Below are 24,521 nucleotides of genomic sequence, written 5' to 3'. Positions count from 1 at the left end.
GGCATACGGTGCCCGGACGAAAATTTCGGGCGTTCGGCAGGGGTTAACGGCCGTTCCTGAAGGCCGGGCAGGCATGCCCGCCGGCAGGCGGGCACACCGGGATCCGAAGGTCAGATCAGAAGGACCTGGGTGCCGACCCCGGTCAGCCCGTACAGTTCCTGGATGTGCTGGTTGTAAAGACCGATGCACCCGTTCGATGCCTTCCGGCCGATCTTGCGCGTGTCGTGGGTGCCGTGGATGCGGTAGTACTTCCAGCTGAGATACAGCGCGTGGGTGCCCAGCGGATTGTCGGGGCCCGGGGGAATAAAGTCCGGCCATTCCGGATTGCGCTTCTTCATGGACGGGGTCGGCGCCCAGGACGGCCCCTCGACCTTGCGAATCACGGAAGTCCGGCCCAGCCGGGTCATCTCGTCCGACAGCGGCACGCTGGTCGGGTACAGCTTGTAGGTCACACCGTCCGACCCCCAGTAGTGAAGCGCGCGCGACTGGGTGTCGACCAGGATCGCACCGCCGTTCAGATTGCTGAAGTAGGGGCGCCAGTCCAGCGCGCGGAAACTGGAGATATTGCGGGCAACCGGGGCTTCGGGCGCGGGCGGTGGACGCAGCGGGTCGTAGGCTTCGGTTTCCGAGGTCTGGGCAAAGGCCGGGGCGCCGATCAGGGCAGCCGAACCGGCCAGGAAACCGCGACGGGTCGGGGTGCGAAACGTCCTATCAGACATCAGGGCAGTCCTTTCCGGTTCGTATTTCTGGCAACATGCAAAAATATAAGACTAGTCCGGTCACGGCGCAAATCAAACGCCGACACCTCAGGTGTCACATCGCCGCTTCATATACGTAATCACGATAATGTCAGGCCTTCAGGCGGTTTGCGCCGGACCATCCGTCAAGGTAAAGCGTGTCATGATGCCGGTTCCGCGGCCAAGTTGCTGCGGCCGTTCCATTTGTCCGACCCGGAGAGGCTCCATGGTGCGAATCGCCCTGCTCTTGTTTTTGCCGCTGCTGACCCTGGCGGCATGCAGTGATGGTGGAGGGGGTGCCGACGGACATGTCTACCGGATCCGCGGCAAGGACGCAGGCAATATCCAGATCCGGATGCTGGATTCGATCAATGCGCTGCGCTCGTCCTCGGGGCTGGTGCCGCTGCAGATGAATGCGCAGCTGACCTCTGCCGCCGCCACCCATTCCAAGGACATGTCGGTCCAGAACCGGCCGTGGCATTTCGGATCCGACGGGTCCTCGCCCCTGGATCGCGTGGCACGGGCGGGATATCCGGGCCGTCTTCTGGGCGAAGACATCTCGGAAACCTTCGAGAGCGAGCTGGAGACGCTGGGCGCCTGGGTCCAGAACCCCGGCACCAAGCAGGTGATCATGGATCCGGCCGCGCGGGACCTTGGCTTTGCGTGGTATCAGGATTCCAACGGCAAGCTGTGGTGGACCCTGATCACCGGAACGACGGAACAGCCGGGGGTCGTCCCCTCGGCGCCGGCGGTGACTTCGGAGGCTACGGGCATCGTGGACCTGCCGGCCCCGACCCGCAGCGCCGGCTGACCCGGGCGCCGCAACATCAGATCAAACGGAAAGACCCGGAGCGAGAGCCCCGGGTCTTTTTCTTTCCCGATGCCGGCCCGGCTTCAGGCGCGGAGCGAGATCGATGTGCCCAGCGGCACCATGACATAGATCTCTTCGATTTCATCGTTCTTCACGGCGATGCAGCCGGCCGTCCAGTCCCGCTTCTTGGGCCTTTCGTTGTTCGGCTCGCCGTGGATGAAAATGTCGCCGCCCGGCCGCTTTCCGGCGGCGAAGGCCAGCGCCCGGTCGTTGTCGTTGGGATAGGAGATGCCGACCGACAGGTGGAACTGGCTGCGCGGATTGCGGCGGTCGATCTGGTAGGTGCCTTCCGGCGTGCGGCCGTCGCCCTCGAACTGCTTGTGCCCTTCCGGGGAAAAGCCCAGGTCGACGTCATAGGCCTTCAGCACATTGTCGTAGTTCAGAAGGTAGATGCGCCGTGCGCTCTTGTTCACGACGATGCCGGTGACGGGCGGGCCGTTATAGGCGGGACGCTTCGCACAGGCGGCGACGGTCAGCGCCGAGGCACCAAGGGTCAACCCGAAGGCCCGGCGGGTGAAGGTCTGCAATCCTGTACTGCTCGGTCGCACCAAGGGGGACGTCGCGGCAATCGCGGCGCCACGCCCCTGATCGGGTCGTTTGGGTTCGGTCATGTTTCTGCCCCAGCGGTCTGGTTTTCTGATCGCCGCCTGCCCCTTTTATCCGGGACTTCGAACGGCTGCCTTTCCCCAATAATTGCCAGAAATGGGAACGCAAATCAATTCTTCGTATCGGACGTGGCAGCCGTTCGGATGCCTGCGGAATCGGCATTTTCCCCTGTTTGCGCGGCCAGGCGACGTTCGATTTCGGCCAATCGGGCCAGAACCTCGTCGCGATAGGCCTCGGTGCGCAGAATCTCTTCCTCCTGGTGGGCGTCCTGCATCGAGTTCACGATCAGGCCGACCAGCAGGTTCACCACGGCGAAGGTGGTGACCATGATGAAGGGCACGAAGAAGACCCAGGCCTGGGGATAGACCTCCATCACCGGGCGGACGATCCCCATGGACCAGCTTTCCAGCGTCATGATCTGGAACAGGGAATAAGCCGACCGGCCCAGCGTGCCGAACCATTCCGGGAAGGCGGTGGCGAACAGTTTCGTCGCGATGACGGCGCCGATGTAGAAGAGGATCGCCATCAGCAGGAAGACGCTGCCCATGCCGGGAAGGGCCGAAACGAAGCCTTCGACCACGCGGCGCAGCCGCGGCGCCACCGATATCACGCGCAGTACCCGCAGGATCCGCAGGGCCCGCAGCACCGACAGGCTGCCGCCGCCGGGCACCAGGGCCACGCCCACGACCAGGAAGTCGAAGACGTTCCAGCCGTCCTTGGGGTAGTCCCTTCCGTAGCAGAAGATCTTCAGCAGGATTTCCGCCACGAAGATCGCAAGACAGGCCGAATCCAGCGTGACGATCATCCAGCCGGCTTCGGCCATCACATGGGGCGAGGTTTCCAGCCCCAGAAGCACGGCGTTGAAGATGATCACGCCAAAAATGAAATCGGAAAAGACGGGCCGCTCGATCCAACGGGTCAGCGAGGCTCTGTCGATCATGTCTCTCTCATGCGCAGGGGGCCGGCCCGGGCCGGTCAGAGCACGAGTCGGGCGACCAGTTCCGTATGGGTCGACCAGCGGAACTGGTCGACGATCCTCAATGTCTCAAGCGAATAGCCCGCCTGCACCAGCACGCGGACATCGCGTGCGAATGACGTAGGATTGCAGGACACATACGCAATGACCGGAACCCGTGCTGCGGCGATTTCGGCCACCTGCGCCTGTGCACCGGCCCGGGGCGGGTCCAGCACCACGGCGTCATAGCGTTTCAACTCGTCCGGCGTCAGCGGCCGGCGGAACAGGTCCCTTGCCTCGGTCGTGACGCGTTTCAGCCCTTCGGCATCACGCCAGCCGCGGTCCAGTGCCTTGGTCATTGCGGAATCGCCCTCGACCGCGTGCACCTCGGCCGTTTCGGCAAGGGGAAGAGAGAAGGTCCCGCAGCCGGCGAACAGGTCCGCGACCCGCTTGGCGTCGCCTACGATGGTGCGGACATCGGCCAGCAGGGCGGCCTCGCCTTCCGGGGTGGCCTGCAGGAAGGCACCGGGCGGCGGCACCACGCGGGCGCGGCCGAAGGTCTGGAAGGGCGGGCGACGCTGGGCGACGGTCTCGCCCCCCCATGTCAGGCGGGCCAGGTCGCTGGCCCCGGCCAGCTTGGCCAGTTCGACCTGAAGCGGCGTGTCCAGCTCCTTGCCGCCCGACACGGCGATATCCAGCCCGCTGCCGGACGACGTGACGGTCACTGCCAGCGTTCCCTTGCGCGATCCGGCCACCGCGGCCAGGTCCTGCGCCAGCGGCAGGGCCGCCGCCACGGCGGGTGCCAGCAGCTTGCAATCCGGGATCTCGACCAGGCTGTCCGAGGCACGGCCGTGAAAGCCTGCCATCGCGCCCTTCTTGGTCCGCCGCGCGCCCAGCGTCGCCCGCCGCCGGCTGGCGGGCGGAGAGACGTGCATGGGCAGGAATTCGGCTTCAAGCCCCTGTGCGGCCAGTGCGGTCGTCACGACATCCACCCGCCAGTCGCGGACGGCGCTGTCGCTGACATGCTGCACCTGGCAACCGCCGCAGGGTCCGGCATGACGGCACGGCGGGCGGACCCGGTCCGAGGACGGGGTGACGATCCGCACGTTTTCCAGCATGTCGTCGACCAGTGTGCCGGTGACGACCTCGCCCGGCAGGGTGCGGGGCACGACGATCGCGGTGCCGTCTGGCCCACGGGCGATTCCGTCGCCCAGATGGCCCAGCCGCTCGACAGTCAGTTCCATGTCGCGGTCCTACTCGGCCGCTTCGGACCCGATGAAGCCGCCGGACTGGCGGTCCCAGAACCGGGCGTAAAGCCCGCCCTTGGCCAGAAGTTCGTCATGAGTTCCCATCTCGGCAATGCGTCCGTGGTCCATGACAAGGATACGGTCCATTTCCGACAGGGTCGACAGGCGGTGTGCGATGGCCAGGACGGTCTTGCCTTCCATCACCCGGTGCAGCGCGGTCTGGATCGATGCCTCGACCTCGCTGTCCAGGGCACTGGTCGCCTCGTCCAGCACCAGGATCGGCGCGTCCTTCAGGATGGCGCGGGCCAGTGCGATCCGCTGCCGCTGGCCGCCCGACAGCTTCACGCCGCGTTCGCCTAGATAGGCGTCATAGCCGGTACGGCCGCGGTGGTCCTTCAGGTTCAGGATGAAATCGTGCGCCTCGGCCTTTTCGGCGGCCGCGATCAGCTGGGCCTCGGTCGCGTCGGGGCGGCCATACCGGATGTTGTCCCGGGCCGAGCGGTTGAACATCGCGGTTTCCTGCGTGACCATGCCGATATTGCGGCGCAGGCTGGCCTGCGTGACGTGCTCCAGGTCCTGCCCGTCGATCAGGACCCGGCCTTCCTCGCCGCGGTAAAGCCGCAGCAGAAGCGAGACCAGCGTCGACTTGCCCGCACCGGACGCGCCGACGATGCCCAGCTTTTCGCCGGCGTGGATGGTCAGGTTCACGTCGTGGATGCCGCCGGGATTGCCCTTGGCGACGGGTTCGGATCCGCGGCCATAGGTGAAAGTGACATTCTGGAACGCGATTTCGCCATTTGGAACGGCCAGGTCCTGCGCGCCCGGTTCGTCGTCGACCCGGATCCGCGGGGTCAGGGTGGCCATGCCGTCCTCGACCTCGCCGATATTGGAATAGATCGTCATCAGCGTGAAGCTGACCCAGCCGGTCATCTGCGCGATCCGCACGGCGATGCTGCCGGCTGATACGATGTCGCCTTCGGTCGCCATGCCGTTTTTCCACAGGAACAGCGTCGCCCCCAGCAGAAGCACCGGCAGGGTGCCCGCCAGCGTCATCAGCCAGAACCGGAACCGGGCCGAGATATAGCCGAAGGTCAGCGAGGTATCGCGCAGGTGGCCCAGCGATTTCTGGGCGGCCTCGTTTTCGAAATCCGCGCGGGCGAACAGTTTCACCGTCTTGATGTTGGTGATCGTGTCGACGATCTGCCCGGACGAGGCCGCGCGCGCGCCGGCGCGGGTTGCGGCCCGGGCGCGGATGCGGGGCAGGAAGTACCAGATAAGTGCGATATACGCACACAGCCACACGGCGAAGATCGCGTTGATCTTCCAGTCGATCGAGGCCAGCAGCAGAAAGGTCCCGATCAGCGAGGCCAGGGCGAAGAACAGAACGTTGATCGTTTCTGCCGCGACATCGGTCATCGCGCGGGCGGCCTGCATCTGTTTCTGGGCGATGCGGCCGGCGAAATCGTCATCGAAGAACCGGACCGACTGTCCCAGCGTCCAGCGGTGCAGCCGCGCCAGCACCATCGGCATGACGTTCGGCTGGACCGAGATCGAGTTCGTGGCGGACGAGGCCGCCATGATCAGCGGCCGCGCCACCAGAAAGAAGGCCAGTGCCAGCGCATAGACCCACAGGTTTTCCCAGGCAAAGGCGCCTTCGGGCCCGGACGAGACGGTGACGTCGATCACCTTGCCCAGGATATAGGCGTTGAAAACCTCCAGCGTGCCGGCGAAGATCGACACGACGGCCGCAGCCCACAGGCCGGGCCAGGCGCCCGAAAGACACCAGCGCATGAACGCGCCCAGCGTCTGTGGGGGCGCGCCGGGGGCCGGGCGGAAGGCGTCGATCCAGTCGCCCAGGGGATACCATTTCGCGCTCATTCCGCTGCCTCCGTCTGTTCGTCGTCGGTCATCAGGAAACCGCCGGACTGGTGCTCCCAGAACTGGGCATATAGGCCGCCCTGCGCCAGAAGCTCGGCATGGCTGCCCATTTCGACGATCCGGCCGTGATCCATGACGATGATCCGGTCCATCTGGGCGATGGTCGACAGCCGGTGCGCGATGGCGATCACCGTCTTGCCCTCCATCATGCCATAGAGGGTCTTCTGGATTTCCGCCTCGGCCTCGCTGTCCAAGGCACTCGTCGCCTCGTCCAGAAGCAGGATCGGCGCGTCCTTCAGGATCACGCGGGCCAGCATCACCCGCTGGCGCTGGCCGCCCGACAGCTTGATGCCGCGTTCGCCCACCTGCGCGTCATAGCCCTGCCGGCCCTGCGGGTCCTGCAGGGTCAGGATGAAGTCATGCGCGGCGGCCTTGCGGGCAGCTTCGAACGCCTCTTCCTCGGTCGCTTCGGGGCGGCCATAGCGGATGTTGTCCATGACCGACCTGTGCAGAAGCGCGCTGTCCTGCTGGACCATGCCGATCCGCCGGCGCAGGCTTTGCTGCGTGACTTGGGAAATGTCCTGACCGTCGATCAGGATCTTGCCCGTCTCGATATCGTAAAAGCGCAACAGCAGCTTCACCAGCGTCGACTTGCCCGCACCGGAGCGGCCGATCAGGCCGATCTTCTCGCCCGGGGCGATGGTCAGGTCGATACGGTCCAGCCCGCCCTTGCCGCGGCCGTAATGGTGCGACAGGCCCTGCAGCTCGATCTTGCCGGGGCCGGGTTCCAGCGGTTTCGCGTCGGGCGAATCGACCAGGTCGATGGGTTGGGCAATCGTCTCCATCCCTTCGGCCACGACGCCCAGTTCGCGGAAGAAGGTGGTCAGCGCCCACATGATCCAGCCGGTCATCGCGTTCAGCCGCAGCGTCAGCGCCGTGGCGGCGGCCACCACGCCGACCGAGGTGACGCCCTGCACCCACAGCAGCAGCGCCCAGCCGACAACGCCCACGATCAGCATCCCGTTCAGCGAGAACAGGATGGCGTCCATCATGGTATAGACCCGCATTTCCGCCCGGAACGTGGTGCGCGTGTGCTCGATCGCCTCTTTCGCGTAGTCCAGTTCGCGGTCGTCATGGGCGAACATCTTGACGGAATGGATGTTGGTATAGCTGTCGACGATCCGCCCCGTCAGGCTGGACCGCGCATCCGACGCGGCCTGCGAGGCGGGGGTCACGTTCTTCACCGTCCAGCGCATCAGCCAGCCATAGGCAATCGCCCAGAGCACCAGCGGCACCAGAAGCCACGGATCGGCGGCCGTCAGCAGCACGGCGGCGCCGATCAGGTAGGCGATGGCAAAGGTGATCGCGTCGATGACCTGGAAGACGACCTCGTTCGCGGCGGCCGGCGTCTGCATCACGCGGTTGGTGATCCGGCCGGCAAAGTCGTTTTCGAACCAGCCCACGGACTGGCGCAGGACGTGCCGGTGCGACCGCCAGCGGACCAGCGTCGCGAAATTTGTCATGATCGCGTTGTTCAGCAGAAGGATGCTGACAATGTGGATCCCGGTGCGCCCGAACAGGATGAACAGCGCGACCAGAATCAGCTCGATCCCGTAATTCGCCCACACCTCGGCCGGGCCGGCCGGCAGGAAGTCGACCAGCCGGCCCATATAGGCCAGCAGCCAGACCTCGATCGCGGCCACGACGGTGGCCAGCGCGGCGGTAATGGCCAGGACACGACGGAAGGGCCGGGCATAGCCCAGCATGATCGGCCAGAGCCGGGTGGGAGGACGATCGTCCTCGGGATAGTCGACATACGGGTCGACGAGGGACTCGAAGTAACGGAACATGGATGCGCAGGGTTCTGGACCCCGCAGGCTGGCCGGATGCAACCGGTGGCAGGGGGCCTCACTGAATCAGGGGTTGGCTGTTCTATAGACGTTCCGGTCTGAAGGGGCCAGCCGGGACGGGCGCACAGGTCAGGTGCGTCTGGCGAACAGCTGGTCCCGGGTCAGGGTCAGCCCGCTGTCGAGCCAGACCGTTTTCAGCCGGTCCAGTTCCGCCCCCAGTTCCGCGCCCCGGAAATCGGGCATCAGGTCCTGTGCCTTCACAGGGAAGACGGCTGCGCGACCCCGTTCGACCGCGTCCAGCGCGGCCGGATCCAGCGGCGTTTCCATCAGCGCGTGGCGCAGCAGTAGCGCATCGGGGGCATCGTCCTGCAGGCGCCAGCCCAGTTCGACCGGGTTTTGTATTTCAAGCGCACCTTGGCGCAGACGGTCGATGCGCCGGATCTCCGCCTTGGGGCGGCGCAGGCTTTCCGGCAGGTCCACGCCGCCCAGGGCGGCCAGGCGCCGCGTGGCGTCCGGCTTGGCCCCGGCTTCCGTTTCCAGGTGGATCAGGGGGGCGAGCGCCCGGTCGTCGGCGCCTTCCAGCAGTGCCGTCAACGCCCCGCAGGACCGCATGGAGGCGACGGCGGGCGCGGGGTCGGGCGCTTCCAGCAGGCGGTGCATCTCGATCCCGACACGTTCGCGCGACAGCAATGCCAGCCCGTCCAGCGTTTCGGCAATGGCCGACAGCGCCTCGGCATCGACGCCGTCGGCCGGGTCGCCGTACCAGGCCAGGAAACGGAAATAGCGCAGTGCGCGCAGGTAATCCTCGCGCAGGCGGTCGGTGGCCCGGCCGATGAAGCGCACGCGCCGCGCGCGGACGTCCGGCAGGCCGCCCAGCGGGTCCAGCACCCATCCGTCGGGCCGGGCATAAAGCGCGTTCATGGTGAAATCGCGTCGCGCGGCGTCTTCTTCCACCTTCGTGGAGAACGCGACGACGGCCCGGCGTCCATCGGTCGAGACGTCGCGGCGGAAGGTCGTCACCTCGAATCCTTCGCCCTGCGAGACGACGGTGATCGTGCCGTGGTCGATGCCTGTGGGCACGGGCTTCAGCCCGGCGGCCTTTGTCAGTTCGATGATCCGTTCCGGCACGGCATCGGTGCAGATGTCGATATCGCGGACGCCGGTGCCCATCAGAGCGTTTCGGACACAGCCGCCGACAAACAGCGCCTTGGCGCCCCCGGCCTCCAGCGCGGCGCAGACCGCCTGCACGGCCGGGTCGGCCAGCCAGGGCGTGTCGATCCGGGCCGCGGTCGCCATCAGAGGAAATTGGAGTGATCGGGGGACTGGTCGCCGGCCATCCGTGCCGCCAGTTCCCGCAGCATCCGCGCGGTGGCGCCCCAGATGTAATAGGGACCGTAAGGCACAGTGTAATAGCGCCGGTGGATGCCCAGCCAGCGCCGGCTTTCGATGGCATAGCGGTCGGGCGCCATGACGTGGTCGAAGGGCACGCGGAATACCTCCTCCACCTCGCCCGGTTCGGGGCGCAGGGTGAAGGGTTCGTGGATCAGCGCGATCACCGGCGTGACCAGGAAATTCGTCACTGTTTCATGCGGGGGAAGGTGGCCCAGCACCTGCGGCAGGTCGCGGGGCAGGCCGATTTCCTCCTCGGCCTCGCGCAGGGCGGTGGCGGTTGCATCCGCATCCTCCGGATCCTGCTTGCCGCCGGGAAAGGCGATCTGGCCCGGGTGGTGGGCCAGGCGCGAGGACCGTTTGGTCAGGATCAGCCGCGGCTCTGCGGCGCTGACATCCACCGCCACCAGAACGCCGGCATTACGCAGCTTCCGCTTGCCGGCCGTGGCCGCGTCGGCGGACAGTTCGGGGTTCAGGTCGAAATCCGAACTGCGATGCCCGGGGCGCGCGATGGCCGCACGCAGGGCATCGGTCAGAGCCTGCATGTCGTGCGGCCGGGTGCCATATGCCTCAGCTGTCGCCATCCGCACCATCTTCGGATTTCACCGCCTCGAACCCCACGGTCAGAGGGTCCAGGTCGTAATGCGCGCCGCAGAACTGGCAGTCGGCGGTGACGCGGCCGTCTTCCGTCGTCATCGTCTGGATGTCGCGGGCGGAATAGATCGACAGGCTTTGCCGCACCCGCGCCTCGGAACAGGTACAGCCAAAGCGGACCGCCTGCGCATCGTAGACCCGGGGCTGTTCCTCGTGGAAGAGGCGCACCAGAAGGTCCGTCGGCGGGACCGTGGGGCCGATCATCTCCATCTCCTCGACAGTGTCGAGAAGGATGTTCACGCGGTCCCAGTTCTCCTTCTCTTCGCCATCGACGAGGTCGGAGGCCAGAAGGACGGCGCCTTCGCCGCTGGCATCGCCCGATGCCACGAAGGGCGAGGCCTTGGGCATGTGCTGCAGCATGACGCCGCCCGCCCGCCAACGTTCCGCCGATCCGGGCATCCGCGACCGGCCATAGGCCAGCGAAAAGCGGGTCGGCAGCTGTTCGGACTGGGCGAAATAGGCCTCGGCACAGCGGGCAAGCGCCCCGCCGGCCAGCGGCGTGATGCCCTGGTAGGGCTGCGTGCCCGGGCCCTGGTCGATCAGGATGGCAAAGTACCCATCGCCCACCTGGTCGAAAGGGGCGCCGGGCGTCAGCCGGTCCGCGTCGAAACTGGCATAGGCGCGGATCTTGGCCGGCATGCCTTCCTTTTCGGGCGCGAAATAGTCGGTCGCGATCATCCGCACCGGCCCGTTCGACTGAACCTGCAGCGACAGCTTCCAGCGCAGCGCCACGGTCTGGCCGATCAGCGCCGTCAGCAGCGCCATTTCGGCCACCAGCGCTTCGACCTGGGGCGGATAGTCATGTTGTTTCAGGATGCCGTCCAGCACGCCGTCAAGGCGCGCGACGCGGCCCCGGATGTCCGAGGCATCGAGCTGGAAGGGCAGGACGGCGTCGTCCCACGCGAGTTTCTCACCGATGGTCATGGGGTTTCCTTGTGCGCCTGGTCTTGGCATACCGCCGCTATATAGGCGCAGCAAGGCTTCATGAAAGGGGCAGCAGGCATGAGACGTTTCGGAGAGGCCCCCGAACCCGGCCGGATCTATACCCGAAGGACGGGTGTCTATGCGTTGCTTCCGCGGGGCGGGCAGCTGTTGCTGACGCTTCAGGAACGGCCGGAGCCGGACCTGCAGCTGCCGGGCGGCGGCATCGATCCGGGCGAATCGCCGGTCGCGGCCCTGCACCGCGAGGTGATGGAGGAAACCGGCTGGCGCATCGCCGAACCGCTGCGCGTCGGCGCCTTCCGCCGCTATGCCTATATGCCGGAATACGACCTGTGGGCGGAAAAGATCTGCCTGATCTATCTGGCCCACCCCGTCCGCCCGCTGGGCGAGCCCACAGAACCGCACCACACCGCGCTGTGGATGGACGTGGACCTTGCCGCCGAGATGCTGGGCAACGAGGGCGACCAGTACTTTGCCGGGCTGTTGCTGGGATAGTGGCAGAAGCTCCTTGCCCGAAACGCGCCGCACGGAAATGCACGGCCCAACCCCGAGGCGAATCGCATTTTCTATTAATCTTCCAGTGCGGGTGGCGACGGGTCGCGCAAGCGGACCGGATCCGGGCTTTTGCCAAAGGCCGGTCGGCGCGTTAACCAGGATCGGCTTCAGCGCGATGGGGAGAGTGTAATGGTCGCAAGTTCCACGGCCGAACAGGACCGCCGGCTTCTGGCAGGGGCGGCGCAGGGCGACAAGCGCGCGATGCACGCGCTTTATCAGCGCCACCACGATGCGCTGTTCGCCTTCATCCGGATGCGCTGCGATGACGATGCGCTGGCCGCCGATGTCGTGCAGGACGCGATGATGGAGGTCTGGCGCTGCGCCGGACGCTTTGCCGGCAGGAGTTCCGTCAAGACGTGGATCTTCGCCATTGCGCGGAACAAGATGCTCGACCGGCTGCGCAAGTCCTCGCAACTGTCCTTCACCGACGACGTGCCAGAGGAGGTGGACGAGTCCCCAGATGCCGTGTCGGTGATCGCGGCGTCGCAGGATGCGTCCCTGCTGCGGGACTGCCTGAACAAGCTGAAGAAAGTGCAGCTTGCGGTGATCCGCCTGGCCTTCTTCGACGAGCTTCCCTATGCCGAGATCGCCGAGATAGAGGGCGTGCCGCTGGGCACCGTGAAGACGCGGATCTTCCATGCCAAGTCGGCCCTGCTGCACTGCCTTGGCGGCCGGGATTGAACCATCGATCGATCAGGGTCTCGTGACGGCCATCACCAGGTCGGGCCGGTCCGAAAGGGCGGCTTCGGCCGCATCCCGGGCGGCGGCATCGGCAAAGCCGATCGTGTAAAGCCCCAGCGCGCCGGGCCCGTCGATGACGGTGGCGCCGATGCTTTGCAGCAAGGCCGTGACCTCGGCCGCGGGCGCGGTTTCGGTGAAGGCCAGGCGCAGGGCCGGCCCTGCGACCGAGACCGAGGCCGGGGCGAAGCCGGCGCCCGGTTCCGGCAGGCGCGGGGCCACGCCGAATTGCCAGAAGACGATGGTCGCCACGACGATGCCCGCAACCTTCAGGGCGGTCAGGCCCCGGTTCAGGTTGGCCGGGGCGGCAATGCGGTCTGCGTCGATGGCCCTGGACAGGCGGTCCCAGCCGGCCTCTTTCATCCCTTCGGGCACGGGGCGGTTGCCCAGCTCGTCGGCGGCAGCGCGGAGCGCGGTGGCGGCGGCCCGCAGGTCAGGGTCCGCTGCCATCTCTGCCTCGAAAGCCGCGCGGGCCGCCGGATCGAGGCGGTTCTGAAGCCAGGCTACCAGTCGGTCGTCGTCTTCCATGTGCCCAAGCCTTTCACGTTGCTGCCAGTTGTTCCAGACATGGGCCTGAAACAGAAGGGTGACGCATGGAAAACATGGCCCGCCCTTCGACTGCCGTCACGGCTTGGTCGAAACCTGGCCCCGTTCGGTTCAAAGTCATTCCGCCAGGGGAACGGGTCGTGCACAAAAGGCACGGTCGGATTGAACCGCGGGAGGGATCGCGGATACAAATGCCCATGACCCCTTTCTTCCCGCCGCTTGCGCGGATGGCGGCTGTTCTTGCTGTCTCTGCCTTTGCACTGGCGTCCTGTGCCAGTTTCACCCTGAACCCGCCGGCCCCGGAATTCATCAAGGCCGATGCCGGCGATGTCGTCGACGACCGGGAAATCGTGGTGCTGGTGCCCACGACCGGCGCCGCTGCGCACCTGCGCAAGGGGGCGGCGGCTGAAGGTTTCGTCCTGCGGGACCAGCGCTGGCTGGGCGCCCTTGGCCTTTACATGCAGCGGTACACGATCCCGGAACCGCTGAACGGCCCCGGCGCCATCGCCGCGCTGGAACGGATCGAGCCTACGTCGACCGCCGGCGTGAACCACGCCTACAAGCCTGTCGCGGCGGCGTCGCTGGATTATGCCAACACCCTGATCGCCTGGCCGGACCATGCCTGCCGGGCGGCAGGGCCCATCGGGATGATCGATACCAGCGTCAACGGGTCGATCCGCGAACTGGCGGGCGTGAAGATCGTGGCCGAAAGTTTTGCCCGCGGCGGCGCCGCGCCGGACCGGCACGGGACCGAGGTCGCGGCGGTGCTGGCCGATCCCCGGCGGTTGTCCGGCGTGACGCTTTTCAGTGCGGCGGTGATCGGCGAATCCGCCCGCGGCCGGGACGAGGCCGGCGTCGACAGCCTGCTGGAGGCGCTGGACTGGCTGGCCGCCAATGGCGTGCGGTTGGTGAACATCAGCCTGGCCGGCCCCTACAACAAGCTTCTGGACCGGGGCATCGACGTCGCGGCGACCAGGGGCATGATCCTCGTGGCGGCCGTGGGCAATGACGGGGCTACGGCCGCGCCGCGCTATCCGGCGGCGCTGGGCAATGTCATCGGGGTGACGGCGGTGGACGCCGACAAGGCGATCTATCGCAATGCCGTGCGCGGCAGTTACGTCGACGTGGCGGCCCCCGGGGTCGACATCCTGCTGAAGGTCGACGGGCGGACACGGTTCGTCACCGGCACCTCGATCGCGACGCCCTTCGTGACCGCGCGTATTGCGTCGGACCCGCGCCTGTTCCGGGGATCGCCCGGGCAGATTCGGCAGGCGCTGGGCGCGTCCAGCGTCGACCTGGGCGCGCCGGGCCGGGATCCGGTCTTCGGGGCCGGTCTGGTCGTCGGGAACGCGGCCTGTCCGGGCTGATGCGCGCGCCGGTCAGATCCAGCCCAGCAGCTTCCACCACAGGAAGTCGAGCGGGATCAGCACCAGCAGGGTCAACCCGGCCACCGCCAGCGTGACCTTTGCCAGCGCCTTCAGGGGTTCCCCCGCCAGGCCCATGGCAACGATCAGCGGCGGCGCCTGATAGGGCAGCGCCACGGTCGAGAAGCCGATGACCTGAGTCATCAGCACCACCTCTACCGGCAGGCCGGTGGCGGTGGACAGATCGCCTGCCAGCGGCGTCAGCACGGCCGGTGCGCCGGGAACCGTGGTCAGAAGACCGGTCACGACCGACAGCAGCGACAGCGACACGAAGTTGGCAAAGTCGTGCCCGGGCGCCAGCGGCAAGATGCGGGCGACCAGCCCGGCGATGGGTTCCCCCAGCCCGGCCTGGTTGACGACCGTGCCCACGGCCAGAACGCCGGTCACCATCAGGATCGTGCCGAAATCGACCGATTGCCGAAACTGCTGGGGCGAGACGAAGCCGATCCCCGGCATCAGCAGCAGCACCGCCGCGGCCATGCCGATCCAGGCCGGCTGCACGCCGTGCAGGCTGTCGGTGGCCCACAGGACCAGCATCGCCAGCAGGATCGCCATCAACTGGCCTTGCCGCGCACCGGCGTCGGGCGGCAGGGCAGCGGTCGGGGCCGCCGGGCGTGCCTCGGCCGGGTAGAAGCGCAGGACGACCGCCACCATCAGCACCGATTTCAGCAGGCCCAGAACCGGGTAGTGCAGCAGCAGGTAATCGGCATAGCCCAGCTGGATGCCGTGAATCCGCTCTGCCGCGCCGGCCAGCACGATATTGGGCAGGTTGGCGGGCAGGATCGCGAAGCTGGGCAGGTTGGAGCTGAGCGCGACGGTCACCGCCACGGCGATGCGCCCGTTCGACCCGCGCTCCAGCCCCAGCCCGTCGGCCACCGCCATGGCCAGCGGCACCAGCACCATTGCCCGTCCGGTCGATGACGGCATCAGGAAGCCCAGAAGCGCCCCCAGCGCCATCACGCCTGCGATCAGCATGACGTAATTTCGCGACAACAGCGGCGAGACGGCCCGGGCCAGCCGCGTGCCCAGCCCGGTCGACGTGATCGCGGCGCCGATGACGAAGCCCGACACCGCCAGCCAGATCGCGGCCGAGGTGAAGCCGGAAAAGACCACCTCGGGCGTTTCCAGCCCGCCGATCAGCAGGGCGGAAAAGAAGATCAGCGAGGTCAGGTAGGCCGGGATCGCCGACGTGGCCCAAAGGCCCAGCGAAAACAGGACGATGCCCAGAATCCGGGCTTGCGCGGGCGCCAGCCCCGGCGGGACCAGGATCGCGATCGCCACGGCGGCGACTGCGGTCGCGCCGATCACGAATGTCTTGCCGGTCATCATGGCGTTCTCCTTCCCCTGCTGCGGTTGAAGAACCGGATAGTCTTTGGCGCGTCGATGTGAAAGAACGACAAAATGCCAATGGATGTCGAAATTCCGCCAAATGCCGACGACCGCTCTCATGGACCCGGCCCGCTGGGATTTGTCGAGGATCCGCGTCGCCCGGTGGTGGCCTGGACCGGCACGTTGAAGGGCGGCTTCGGCACCCGCAGCCATTCCCATCCGCGGGCGCAGCTGGCGCTGTGCTATCACGGGCTGATGCAGCTTCGGGTGGACGAGGACGCCTGGTTCATCCCGGCCCGCTTCGGGGTCTGGATCCCGGCAGGGCGGGTCCATCGGCTGACCGCCCAGACGGACGTGGACCTGCACAGCCTGTTCATCGACCCCCTTGCGGCCCGGCGTGACGGGTTGCCCGACGCGCCGACCGTGGTGCGTGCCTCGCCGCTGCTGCGGGGAATCGCGCAGCGGCTGGCGCCTGCGGCGGTCGGCGGGCTGGCCGCGGCCGAGATGCGCCGGCTGGCCTGGGTCACCCTGGAAGAGATCGCGCGACTGGACCGGCCCGACATGCGCCTGCCTGGCGGGCGGGACGCGCGGGTCGCGGCGGCGATGGCGCACATGGTCGGGGATCCGGCCGACCGTCACGGCCTGTCCGGCGCCGCCTGCGCGGCGGGGTGCAGTGAACGGACGCTGGCGCGGCTGTTCCCGGCGGACACGGGGATGACCTTTCGCGACTGGCGCAACCGCATGCGTTTCATGCTGGCGCTGGAAGGGCTGGAACGGGGGGAAACCAGCACCGCGCTGGCGGCCCGGCTGGGCTGGTCCACGACCAGCGCCTTCACGGCGGCCTTCCGCAGACATTTCGGCGCGCCGCCAACGGCCTATCGGGGCAATCACCCCGGCCGCGAGGCACCGCCAGGGCACCAGGATCGGAACGCGGTCGAAATGCCCCGCAGCCACGGCCGATAGCGGTTTCGCCTGCGGGCCGAACCGCCTTTGGATCGCGCCCGAACGGACCGGAAACCGTCACCGCAAGGGGCAGGCCATGACCGTTCGACCCCATCCGCCGCGCCCGGTCCCGTCGGCGGGGGCCGATGCCCGGCGCTTTCGTCCGGTGTCGGCCCTCACTGGATGGCCTTTTCGATCCATTTTTGTCCGGCGACCGGGCCTTTTCCCAGCAGAGGCCCGCCCCGTGAAACTGCTTTCCGAAAGCGCGCTCGAAATCCTGAACCATCGTGCGGCCCTGCCCCCGGCCGAGTTCATCGAGATCCAGGCAGAGGGGGCGCTGATCTTTGCCCACAAGCCCCGGTTGTGGCATTGGCTGGCGGCCGAAATCCCGGCCGATGGTCCTTTGATCGAATGCGGCGTCTTCGAAGGCCGGTCGATCAAGGCCTTCGCCGCGGCCCTGCCGGACCGGATCGTCTTCGGTTTCGACGATGTCCGGGGCCTGCGCCTGAACCTGCCCGGTCTGAACCTGACCCGCGGGTCCTGTGACCGGGGCGGCGCCCTGCCGGACGTGGCGGACAATGTCCAGTTGATCCGCGGTCACATCGAGGAGACGCTGAAACCGTTCCTGGAACAGAATTACGGCCCGGTGGCGTTTCTGCATTTGCACACGGACGGTCACTCTCCTGCCGCACTTGCCCTGAAACTGGTACGGCGAAGGCTTGCTCCCGGCTCCGTCGTGCTATTCGATACAGCTGATCGGTTATCCGTTCTGGGATCGGGGGCAATACCGCGCCCTGCAGGAGGAGCTTTACGGCATGAGTTACGCCTATATCGCATTTTCCGGCACGCAGGCCGCGAACCGGATCCTGGGCTGATCGAAGGCGCGGGGCGATAAGGCATGGCAGAACGCGGCACGGTCGCATTGCATATCGGGTCGGTCCACGACGGGGCGATGGAGCTGGTTTCGTCCCTGCGGCGGAACTCCGAACTGCTGGCCGCACTGGGCATTTCGGTCCGCCGGCCGCGGTTCTATCGCCGCAGGCTTCAGGAAGTGGCCGAGGATCCGGGCGCCGATCCCGCGACCTCGGAACAGATCGCAGAGATCTGGCAGGCCTTCCCGGACGACAGCATTCCACGCCATGCCTTCTTGAACATGCCCTCGCTTATTGGCCCGGACGAGGAACTGATCCGCGACGGCAGCTTCCTTCCCGGGGCTGCGATCCGGCCGACTGCGGTGCGCCGCTATCTGGACCAGGTCGATTGCACCTTCTTTCTGGGGCTGGTGAACCCGGCGACGATGATCAGCCGTGCCCTGGCCACGATCGAGAACCCTGAGCTGGCCGCCACGCTGGCGTCGATCCAGCCTGCGGGCCTGTCCTGGACCAACGTCATCACCCGCCTGCAACAGGCCAACCCGTCGACGCCGATTGTCGTCTGGACGCGCGAGGAGCTGCCCTTTACCTGGCCGCAGCTGATGCATCGCGCCGCCGGGCTGGACTCCGAGGTGCTGGTTCACGGCACCGCCGACGGGTTGAGGGAGCTGCTGCCGGCCGAGGCGAAGGTCTCGCTTGAAGAATATATCCAGCGCAAGGACATGGTGGATCACAGGGCGCTGGCGCGGGTCTTCGACGTGTACCTGAAGCATTTCGTCAAGCCGGACAACCTGACCGAGGTGATCGAGGTCCCGGGCTGGACGGCCGAGGTGGTCAACGACATCACCCGCCACTATCGCAGCGATGTGGCCGAGATCGGCCGGATGAGCGGCGTCACGCTTCTGACCGTCTGACCATGACGAAAGAACCGCTTCATCCGGGCCGGGCCGGGCAGGACCCCGGGCACGTGGCCGATGCGATCGCCGTGCGCAGGCTGGCCGGCTGGCCCGTGCCCACGCCGGACGGGGGGCAGCTTCACGTGACCGAGGCCCTGCGCCTGCCGTCCGATGTGCCGGGCCAGGATCTGGTGCAGTTGTACCTTCCGGCGGGCACGGAATTCGCCGTTCTGCCCGCAACGCCGCCCCAACACGAACTGGGGCGCCGCGGCATGGGCGGCGGAATCGTGGTGACCCTTCAGGTGTCGGCGGCCCAGGCTGCGCATTACCCGTTGCACGGCGTCGACCGGCCGATCCCGACCTCGCGCGCCGAACCGGATCTTTTCGCCGGGCGGGACTGCGTGATTGCGGAACGCAACGGCGAAAGCCTGGCCACGGTGCGGGACTGGGTGATGTGGCATCACGCCCGTCACGGGGTGCAGGGCGTGGTCATGGTCGACCGTGCCCCCCCGGCCGAAGCCGAAGCCTTTGCCCGGGACCTGGCACAGGCGCTGGACGGCGACGTCCTGCTGGCCGGCGCGGACGGTGCGCGGTCCAACGGGCTGATGCTTCTGTCGCTGTCGTCGGACCTGCCCCTGGGCAAGCCCCGGACGGGCCCCGAGGCGCATCCCTACCTTGCCCCCGACGCACCCGGCAAGGACAGGATGAAGCCGCCCGGTGCCGATCCATGGACCGCGCCGCTGGGGGTCGTTTCGGTCTTCGAGATCGTCCGCCACCGCTTCCTGTCGCAGGCCGCGGCGGTGATGAACATAGACATGCACGACATCCTGCCCCTGCCGGAGGATGGGCTGGTCCGGGCCGGCGACGACGGCCTGCAGGTCCTGCCGGCCACGGTTTTCGACGCGGCCCGACGATCGGACAAGGGCGCGGTTCTTCTGGCCGGGGAACGCGCCTATCCTTGGGGATTGCGCAAGGGACGGCCCGCCGGCTTCGGCGACCATATCTGCCGCCGCTTCGACCGCATCTCTCATCACCGGCGCTGGTGCATCGTGCCGGACCGGCTGCCCGATGGCGCCACGCTGCTGCTGACCCGGGTGCTGGGTGTCGGTGCCGTCCGCCAGACCTTCCGATTCTACCGCTGCATGGCGCTGCGTTTCGACGGGACCGACCGGCTGGGCGGCAAGGTCTCGCGTCTCGTGCCGAAATCCTGCCTGACCGAGACGCCGGACCTGCTGCGCCTGGCCGGGGCGCTGGGCGCCAGTCCCCAGCGCATGCCGGAGGCCCCGGCGTACCCCGAAGTCCCGGCGGTGCCGCAGGCCCGGGGCCGGGTCGTGATCGTCACCTGCATGAAGAACGAAGGTCCCTTCATCCTGGAATGGCTGGCCTATCACCGGTCCATCGGCGTGGACGACGTGCTGGTCTATACCAACGACTGCACCGACGGGACCGACACATTCCTGGACCTGCTGCAGGCCAGGGGCCTGGTCCAGCGCCGCGACAACCCGTTTCGACAGACCGGCGGCACCAAGCCCCAGCAGACGGCGCTGGCCGCCGCGGATCGCGAGCCTGTCGTTGAGAACGCGGGCTGGGTCCTGTCGATGGACGTAGACGAGTTCATCAACATCCATGTCGGGCGCGGGCACCTGGACGACCTGTTCGCCGCGGTGCCGGATGCCAACTTGATCTCGATGACCTGGCGGCTGTTCGGGAATGCCGACGTGGCGCCCTATCGCGACGCCTTCGTGACCGAACAGTTCACCCGCTGCGCGCCAAAGCTGATCCGGGTGCCGCACCAGGCCTGGGGCTTCAAGACCCTGCACCGCAATCAGGGTCTGTTCCGCAAGCTGGGGGTCCACCGTCCCAAGGGCCTGAACCCGGAACTTGCAGCGCAGGTGCGCTGGGTCAACGGATCCGGCAAGCCGATGCCGAAAAGCGAACTGCGCAATGCCTGGCGGTCCAGCCTGCAGACCGTGGGCTATGACCTGGTGACGCTGAACCACTATGCCCTGCGGTCGGCCGAAAGTTTCCTGGTCAAACGCGACCGCGGCCGGGTGAACCATGTCGCGCGGGACCAGGGCCTGCACTACTGGTTCCGCATGAACAACAATGCCGAGCAAGACTTGTCGATCCAGCGGAACCTGCCGGGGATGAGGGCGGAACACGCCCGCCTGATGGCCGATCCCGAAATCGCGGCGGCCCACCGGGCCTGCGTCGCCGCGCACCGGGCTCGGATTGCGGAGTTGAAGGCCGATGGCGAATACGCTGGCCTTTACGCCGGAATAACGGGCGAACGTTTGCGGCGCCTGTCTACGCGCCTGCGCCATTTCGGGGCGGCGGTATTCGCGGCCGGCCCCGACGTGATCCCGGACGAAGCCCTGCAGGAGGCATTGCCGAAGCAGTACTTCTTCAACGTGCCGGATCCCAAGGGCTGAGGCTGCAAAGCTGGGCGTTCCGTGCCATTGCAGGAAGGATAGCGGCCGGGTGTGATGCCGCCCCGATGCCGTGCGAACCGTAAGGCAGCAGCTTCAGGATCGTCATCCGGGCGATCATGGTCAGGTCCGACGCATACAGCGTCCGGGCTTGTGGCGGGGCTGGGTCCCGTTTCGCAAGAATTGTGCAGGCTGGCGCAAGCGCACCCTTTGTGCCCGCGCCCGCTCTCCCCGGGCCGTATCGAAGAAGGCCCGCGATCCGATCCTGCGACTCCTGCGACCGCCGGGTCGCGGACGTCGCCCATCCTGCGCCGCCCGGTGTCGGTGATTGGCCGGCGGGACAAGGGCCCCTGAAAAGCAAACGCCCCCGAAGGCGGGGGCGTCTTCGTGTCCGGTCCTGCCCGGGAAGGGTTACTGAAACACTTCCCGCATGTTGGTGAAGGCGTTTCGCAGCGCGTCGGACCAGCTTTGCGACAGCGCCTGAAAGCCCTTGTCGTCGGGTTCGATCCGGCGCTGCTGATCGAAGTCGAAGACCCCGCGGCGCTGCACCGTCAGGTCCAGCGGCATGCCGACCGACAGGTTCGACCGCAGGGTCGAATCCATCGACAGAAGCGTGGCCAGTATCCCGTCGTCCAGCGGCGTTTCCGGCGTGATCACCCGGTCCAGGATCGGCTTGCCGTACTTGTGTTCACCGATCTGGAAGAAGGGCGTGTCGTCCGTCGCTTCGATGAAATTCCCGGCCGAATAGATCATGAACAGCCGCAGCTGCCCGCCGGCCCGCTGCCCGGCACAGATGATCGAGGATTCCGAGCTTTCCCCGCGCGAGGCCAGCGACGGGCCGTAGCGGCTTTGGACCACGTGCATTGCATCGCCCACGATTTCCGCCACGCGGAACATGGACGGGGCGGAAAACAGCGTCTCGATCCCCTGTTTCGGCTTGTCGATGTTTTCCTGCAGCAGCGACATCACCGCCTGGGTGATCGCCAGGTTGCCGGAGGTCATCATGGTGATGGCGCGTTCACCCGGATTGCGCCAGGTGAACATCTTCTTGTAGCGCGAGATGTTATCGACGCCGGCATTGGTCCGCGTGTCGGACAGGCAGATCAGGCCGGCATTCAGTTTCAGCGCCACGCAATAGGTCATGGTCTTTGGGCCTCGTCGGCGCAGAAGGGCGCCGCCGGGCGGCCGCGCTCTACTGCGATTGTGCTTGGGTCTCGTCGGTCAGGATCGGGCCGAAGCCGAAATCGCTGCCGATCGATATCGCCAGGTTGTTGGAGCGAACGATCATCTCGGTCAAGTACTCGTGCAAACCGCGGCCGATGACAACATCCACTTCCGTCCCGGACAACTCGTCGCGCAGATTGATCGCATCTGCCAGCGACCCGCCGCCATAGGCGCCTTCGCTGTGCAGGTTGCCCAGTTCCGCCAGAATATTGTCGAAACAGTGGCGCAACGACCGCGGGTTGCGGCGGTTCAGCAGCAGGAAGTCGATCACCAGCCGGACCTGGACCGGCGCGCGGTAGACCCAGCGATAGGCCGACCGGGCCCCGGCAGCGATCAGCAGGTTGTTCCAGTGCAGCTGGTCCATGGCGGACCCGACCGGGTGCTCCTCCGGCATCAGGACGTGATACTTCACGTCGACCAGGCGCGCCGTGGCGTCGGCCCGTTCCACGAACTGGCCCAGCCGCAGGAACTGATAGCGTTCGTCCCGCAGCATCGTGCCTTCCACGCAGCCCCGGAAGCGGGCGGTGTACTGGCGGATCTGGTCCACGGTCGACGGCAGATTCCGGGGCGCGCAGTCGCGTTCGGAAAACAGCCGCGTTTCCGACCAGGCGTCGTTCACGGCAGTCCAGACATCCAGCGTGATCGACCCGCGCTGGGCCCTTGCATTGGCCCGGGCCTGCGCAAAGCAGGCCTGGACCGACGATGGGTTCGACGGGTCCAGGATCAGGTGGTGCAGCGCCTCTTCCCCGGTGGCCTTCTTGACCTCGCCCGGATAGGTGCCGCTGCAGCCGGCCGCGATCAGGATCGCGCCCCATTCGTTGGTGTCGGCGTCGATCTGGGCGCCGGTCAGGTCGAACCGGCGTCCGGCCTCGACCAGGCGGCCCAAATTGTCGCACCGTTCCATGTAGCGGCCCAGCCAGAACAGGCCTTCTGCCGTGCGGCTTAGCATCGTCATACGCCCAGCCCCGCCTTCAGTACCCAGGTATCCTTCACGCCGCCGCCCTGGCTGGAGTTCACCACCAAAGAGCCTTCGCGCAAAGCCACGCGGGTCAGCCCGCCCGGCACCAGCTTGGTCTCGGTCCCCGAGATCACGAAGGGCCGCAGGTCGACGTGCCGCGGTGCCAGCCCTTCGTCGACCAGCACGGGCGAGGTCGACAGCGCCAGCGTCGGCTGCGCGATGAAGCCTTCGGGATTTTCCATCAGCTTCTTGGCAAAGATTTCCTGTTCCGCCTTGGTCGACTTGGGCCCGATCAGCATGCCGTAGCCGCCGGACCCGTGCACCTCTTTCACCACCAGTTCGTCCAGGTGGTCGATGACGTAGGCACAGTCATCCGGCTGCGAGCAGCGCCAGGTCGGCACGTTCTTCAGGATCGGCTCTTCGCCCAGGTAGAAGCGGATCATGTCCGGCACGAAGACATAGGTCGCCTTGTCGTCCGCCACACCGGTGCCCGGCGCGTTGACGATGGTCACCCCGCCGTTGCGGTAGACGTCCATCAGCCCGCGCACACCCAGAACCGAATCCGGGTTGAAGACGGCGGGGTCGATGAAGGCGTCGTCGATCCGGCGATAGATCACGTCGACCCGTTCCGGCCCCCGGATGGTGCGCATCCAGACGCGGCCGTCGTCGACGTAAAGATCCTGTCCTTCGACTAGTTCCACGCCCATGCGGTCGGCCAGGAAGGAATGTTCGTAATAGGCCGAGTTGAAGTAGCCCGGCGTCAGGATCGCCAGCGTCGGCGTGTCGTCGCACATCGGCGGCGCGACCGAGGCCATGGCATCGGCCAGAAGCTCGGGGTAGTCATCGACCGGCCGGACCGAGCCGTCCAGGAACAGCTGCGGGAACATCCGGGTCATCACCTCGCGGGTTTCCAGCATGTAGGAAACGCCCGACGGGGTACGGCAGTTGTCTTCGAGGACAAAGAAATCTTCGGGGCCGGTCCGAACGATGTCGACGCCGCAGATATGCGCCCAGACATCCTTGGGCGGACGCAGGCCGATCATCGCCTTCTCGAACGCCGGATTGTTGTCGACCAGTTCGGTCGGCACGATCCCCGCCTTCAGGATTTCCCTTGGCCCGTATACATCGGCCATGAACGCATTCAGCGCCTTGCAGCGCTGGATGCAGCCACGTTCCACGATATCCCATTCCGACCCCGTAAAGATCCGCGGGATCATGTCGAAGGGGATAAGGCGTTCGGGGTCTCCACCCTCGCCGTAGACGGCGAAAGTGATCCCCACTTTTCGGAACAGGGCCTCGGCCTCTGCGCGTCTCTGCATCAACGCCTCGACGCCTTCCTCGGCGATCCAGCGTTCGATCTGCGCATATTCGGGGCGCGTTCCGCTTTGCGAAAGCATCTCGTTAAACATAAGTTGAAGCTAACAGAGCCAGCGGCTAGGGCAATCGAAACGGTCGTGGCGATCGAACAGGAACGACTAA

General features: G+C 66.7%; 22 protein-coding genes. 8 read left to right on the top strand and 14 right to left on the bottom strand.

Annotated elements, in window-relative coordinates; genetic code table 11:
• Positions 1-110: 110 nt before the first annotated feature.
• Entirely contained in the window at positions 111-719 is a 609-nt protein-coding gene (locus FQK05_RS05345) for a L,D-transpeptidase (protein ID WP_158964885.1), read from the bottom strand.
• A 244-nt stretch (positions 720-963) separates the two neighbouring features.
• On the opposite strand from FQK05_RS05345, the gene dalA reads away from it, so the two are divergent.
• On the top strand, positions 964-1,548 hold the full coding sequence (gene dalA, locus FQK05_RS05340) for a divisome-associated lipoprotein DalA (RefSeq protein ID WP_158964884.1): 585 nt from the start codon (positions 964-966) through the stop codon (positions 1,546-1,548).
• Positions 1,549-1,631: 83 nt separating this feature from the next.
• Here dalA and FQK05_RS05335 read toward each other — a convergent pair whose 3' ends face one another.
• From FQK05_RS05335 to hslO, 8 genes are all read right to left on the bottom strand, one after another.
• Complete coding sequence (locus FQK05_RS05335) at positions 1,632-2,135, bottom strand: L,D-transpeptidase family protein (RefSeq protein ID WP_233270388.1); 504 nt, start codon at positions 2,133-2,135, stop codon at positions 1,632-1,634.
• A 188-nt stretch (positions 2,136-2,323) separates the two neighbouring features.
• On the bottom strand, positions 2,324-3,154 hold the full coding sequence (locus FQK05_RS05330) for an ion transporter (protein WP_158964882.1): 831 nt from the start codon (positions 3,152-3,154) through the stop codon (positions 2,324-2,326).
• Positions 3,155-3,189: 35 nt separating this feature from the next.
• Positions 3,190-4,413 carry a class I SAM-dependent RNA methyltransferase gene (locus FQK05_RS05325; protein WP_158964881.1) on the bottom strand — a complete coding sequence of 408 codons (1,224 nt, stop codon included), beginning with the start codon at positions 4,411-4,413 and terminating at the stop codon, positions 3,190-3,192.
• Between the two features lie 9 nt (positions 4,414-4,422).
• Positions 4,423-6,294: an ABC transporter ATP-binding protein gene (locus FQK05_RS05320; RefSeq protein WP_233270387.1), complete on the bottom strand. Its 1,872-nt coding sequence runs from the start codon at positions 6,292-6,294 to the stop codon at positions 4,423-4,425.
• Positions 6,291-8,144: an ABC transporter ATP-binding protein gene (locus FQK05_RS05315; protein WP_158964880.1), complete on the bottom strand. Its 1,854-nt coding sequence runs from the start codon at positions 8,142-8,144 to the stop codon at positions 6,291-6,293. Before FQK05_RS05315 ends, FQK05_RS05320 begins: the two co-directional genes overlap by 4 nt.
• A 129-nt stretch (positions 8,145-8,273) precedes the next feature.
• On the bottom strand, positions 8,274-9,440 hold the full coding sequence (locus tag FQK05_RS05310) for a CCA tRNA nucleotidyltransferase (RefSeq protein WP_158964879.1): 1,167 nt from the start codon (positions 9,438-9,440) through the stop codon (positions 8,274-8,276).
• The gene (locus FQK05_RS05305; protein ID WP_158965963.1) at positions 9,440-10,078 is read right to left on the bottom strand and encodes a CoA pyrophosphatase; all 639 of its coding nucleotides are present in this window, start codon (positions 10,076-10,078) and stop codon (positions 9,440-9,442) included. The genes FQK05_RS05310 and FQK05_RS05305 overlap by 1 nt, the downstream gene beginning before the upstream one ends.
• A 25-nt stretch (positions 10,079-10,103) precedes the next feature.
• Positions 10,104-11,111, bottom strand: a complete 1,008-nt coding sequence (gene hslO / locus FQK05_RS05300) for an Hsp33 family molecular chaperone HslO (RefSeq protein ID WP_158964878.1) — start codon at positions 11,109-11,111, stop codon at positions 10,104-10,106.
• 78 nt (positions 11,112-11,189) lie between these two features.
• Between hslO and FQK05_RS05295 the strand changes: the two genes are divergently transcribed.
• Together FQK05_RS05295 and FQK05_RS05290 are read left to right on the top strand one after the other, a co-directional pair.
• On the top strand, positions 11,190-11,624 hold the full coding sequence (locus FQK05_RS05295) for an NUDIX hydrolase (protein WP_158964877.1): 435 nt from the start codon (positions 11,190-11,192) through the stop codon (positions 11,622-11,624).
• Positions 11,625-11,813: 189 nt separating this feature from the next.
• Positions 11,814-12,365 (top strand): RNA polymerase sigma factor, encoded by a 552-nt coding sequence (locus FQK05_RS05290; protein WP_158964876.1) that lies wholly within the window; start codon positions 11,814-11,816, stop codon positions 12,363-12,365.
• A gap of 12 nt (positions 12,366-12,377) precedes the next feature.
• On the opposite strand, the gene FQK05_RS05285 is transcribed toward FQK05_RS05290, so the two are convergent.
• Positions 12,378-12,950 carry a hypothetical protein gene (locus tag FQK05_RS05285; protein WP_158964875.1) on the bottom strand — a complete coding sequence of 191 codons (573 nt, stop codon included), beginning with the start codon at positions 12,948-12,950 and terminating at the stop codon, positions 12,378-12,380.
• Between the two features lie 215 nt (positions 12,951-13,165).
• On the opposite strand from FQK05_RS05285, the gene FQK05_RS05280 reads away from it, so the two are divergent.
• Positions 13,166-14,335 carry a S8 family serine peptidase gene (locus FQK05_RS05280; protein ID WP_233270386.1) on the top strand — a complete coding sequence of 390 codons (1,170 nt, stop codon included), beginning with the start codon at positions 13,166-13,168 and terminating at the stop codon, positions 14,333-14,335.
• A gap of 12 nt (positions 14,336-14,347) precedes the next feature.
• On the opposite strand, the gene FQK05_RS05275 is transcribed toward FQK05_RS05280, so the two are convergent.
• Positions 14,348-15,718, bottom strand: a complete 1,371-nt coding sequence (locus FQK05_RS05275; protein ID WP_158965959.1) for an SLC13 family permease — start codon at positions 15,716-15,718, stop codon at positions 14,348-14,350.
• A gap of 81 nt (positions 15,719-15,799) precedes the next feature.
• Between FQK05_RS05275 and FQK05_RS05270 the strand changes: the two genes are divergently transcribed.
• From FQK05_RS05270 to FQK05_RS05255, 4 genes are all read left to right on the top strand, one after another.
• Positions 15,800-16,684 carry an AraC family transcriptional regulator gene (locus tag FQK05_RS05270; RefSeq protein ID WP_233270385.1) on the top strand — a complete coding sequence of 295 codons (885 nt, stop codon included), beginning with the start codon at positions 15,800-15,802 and terminating at the stop codon, positions 16,682-16,684.
• A 223-nt stretch (positions 16,685-16,907) separates the two neighbouring features.
• Positions 16,908-17,558: a class I SAM-dependent methyltransferase gene (locus FQK05_RS05265; protein ID WP_158964873.1), complete on the top strand. Its 651-nt coding sequence runs from the start codon at positions 16,908-16,910 to the stop codon at positions 17,556-17,558.
• Positions 17,559-17,561: 3 nt separating this feature from the next.
• On the top strand, positions 17,562-18,449 hold the full coding sequence (locus FQK05_RS05260) for a hypothetical protein (RefSeq protein WP_158964872.1): 888 nt from the start codon (positions 17,562-17,564) through the stop codon (positions 18,447-18,449).
• A gap of 2 nt (positions 18,450-18,451) precedes the next feature.
• The gene (locus FQK05_RS05255) at positions 18,452-20,863 is read left to right on the top strand and encodes a glycosyltransferase family 2 protein (protein ID WP_233270384.1); all 2,412 of its coding nucleotides are present in this window, start codon (positions 18,452-18,454) and stop codon (positions 20,861-20,863) included.
• A 408-nt stretch (positions 20,864-21,271) separates the two neighbouring features.
• Here FQK05_RS05255 and FQK05_RS05250 read toward each other — a convergent pair whose 3' ends face one another.
• The 3 genes from FQK05_RS05250 to FQK05_RS05240 are packed head-to-tail and all read right to left on the bottom strand — an operon-like array spanning position 21,272 to position 24,451.
• Positions 21,272-22,003: a peptidase gene (locus FQK05_RS05250; protein WP_158964870.1), complete on the bottom strand. Its 732-nt coding sequence runs from the start codon at positions 22,001-22,003 to the stop codon at positions 21,272-21,274.
• 49 nt (positions 22,004-22,052) lie between these two features.
• Positions 22,053-23,039, bottom strand: coding sequence for an alpha-E domain-containing protein (locus tag FQK05_RS05245; RefSeq protein ID WP_158964869.1), 987 nt, complete (start codon positions 23,037-23,039; stop codon positions 22,053-22,055).
• Positions 23,036-24,451 carry a circularly permuted type 2 ATP-grasp protein gene (locus FQK05_RS05240; protein WP_158964868.1) on the bottom strand — a complete coding sequence of 472 codons (1,416 nt, stop codon included), beginning with the start codon at positions 24,449-24,451 and terminating at the stop codon, positions 23,036-23,038. The genes FQK05_RS05245 and FQK05_RS05240 overlap by 4 nt, the downstream gene beginning before the upstream one ends.
• Between the last annotated feature and the right edge of the window lie 70 nt (positions 24,452-24,521).

The organism is Chachezhania sediminis (genome assembly GCF_009765275.1).
GTDB classification, from domain to species: Bacteria; Pseudomonadota; Alphaproteobacteria; order Rhodobacterales; family Rhodobacteraceae; genus Chachezhania; species Chachezhania sediminis.
Note: the sequence above shows the minus strand (reverse complement) of the source record. Positions and strands in the feature narration are given on the sequence as shown.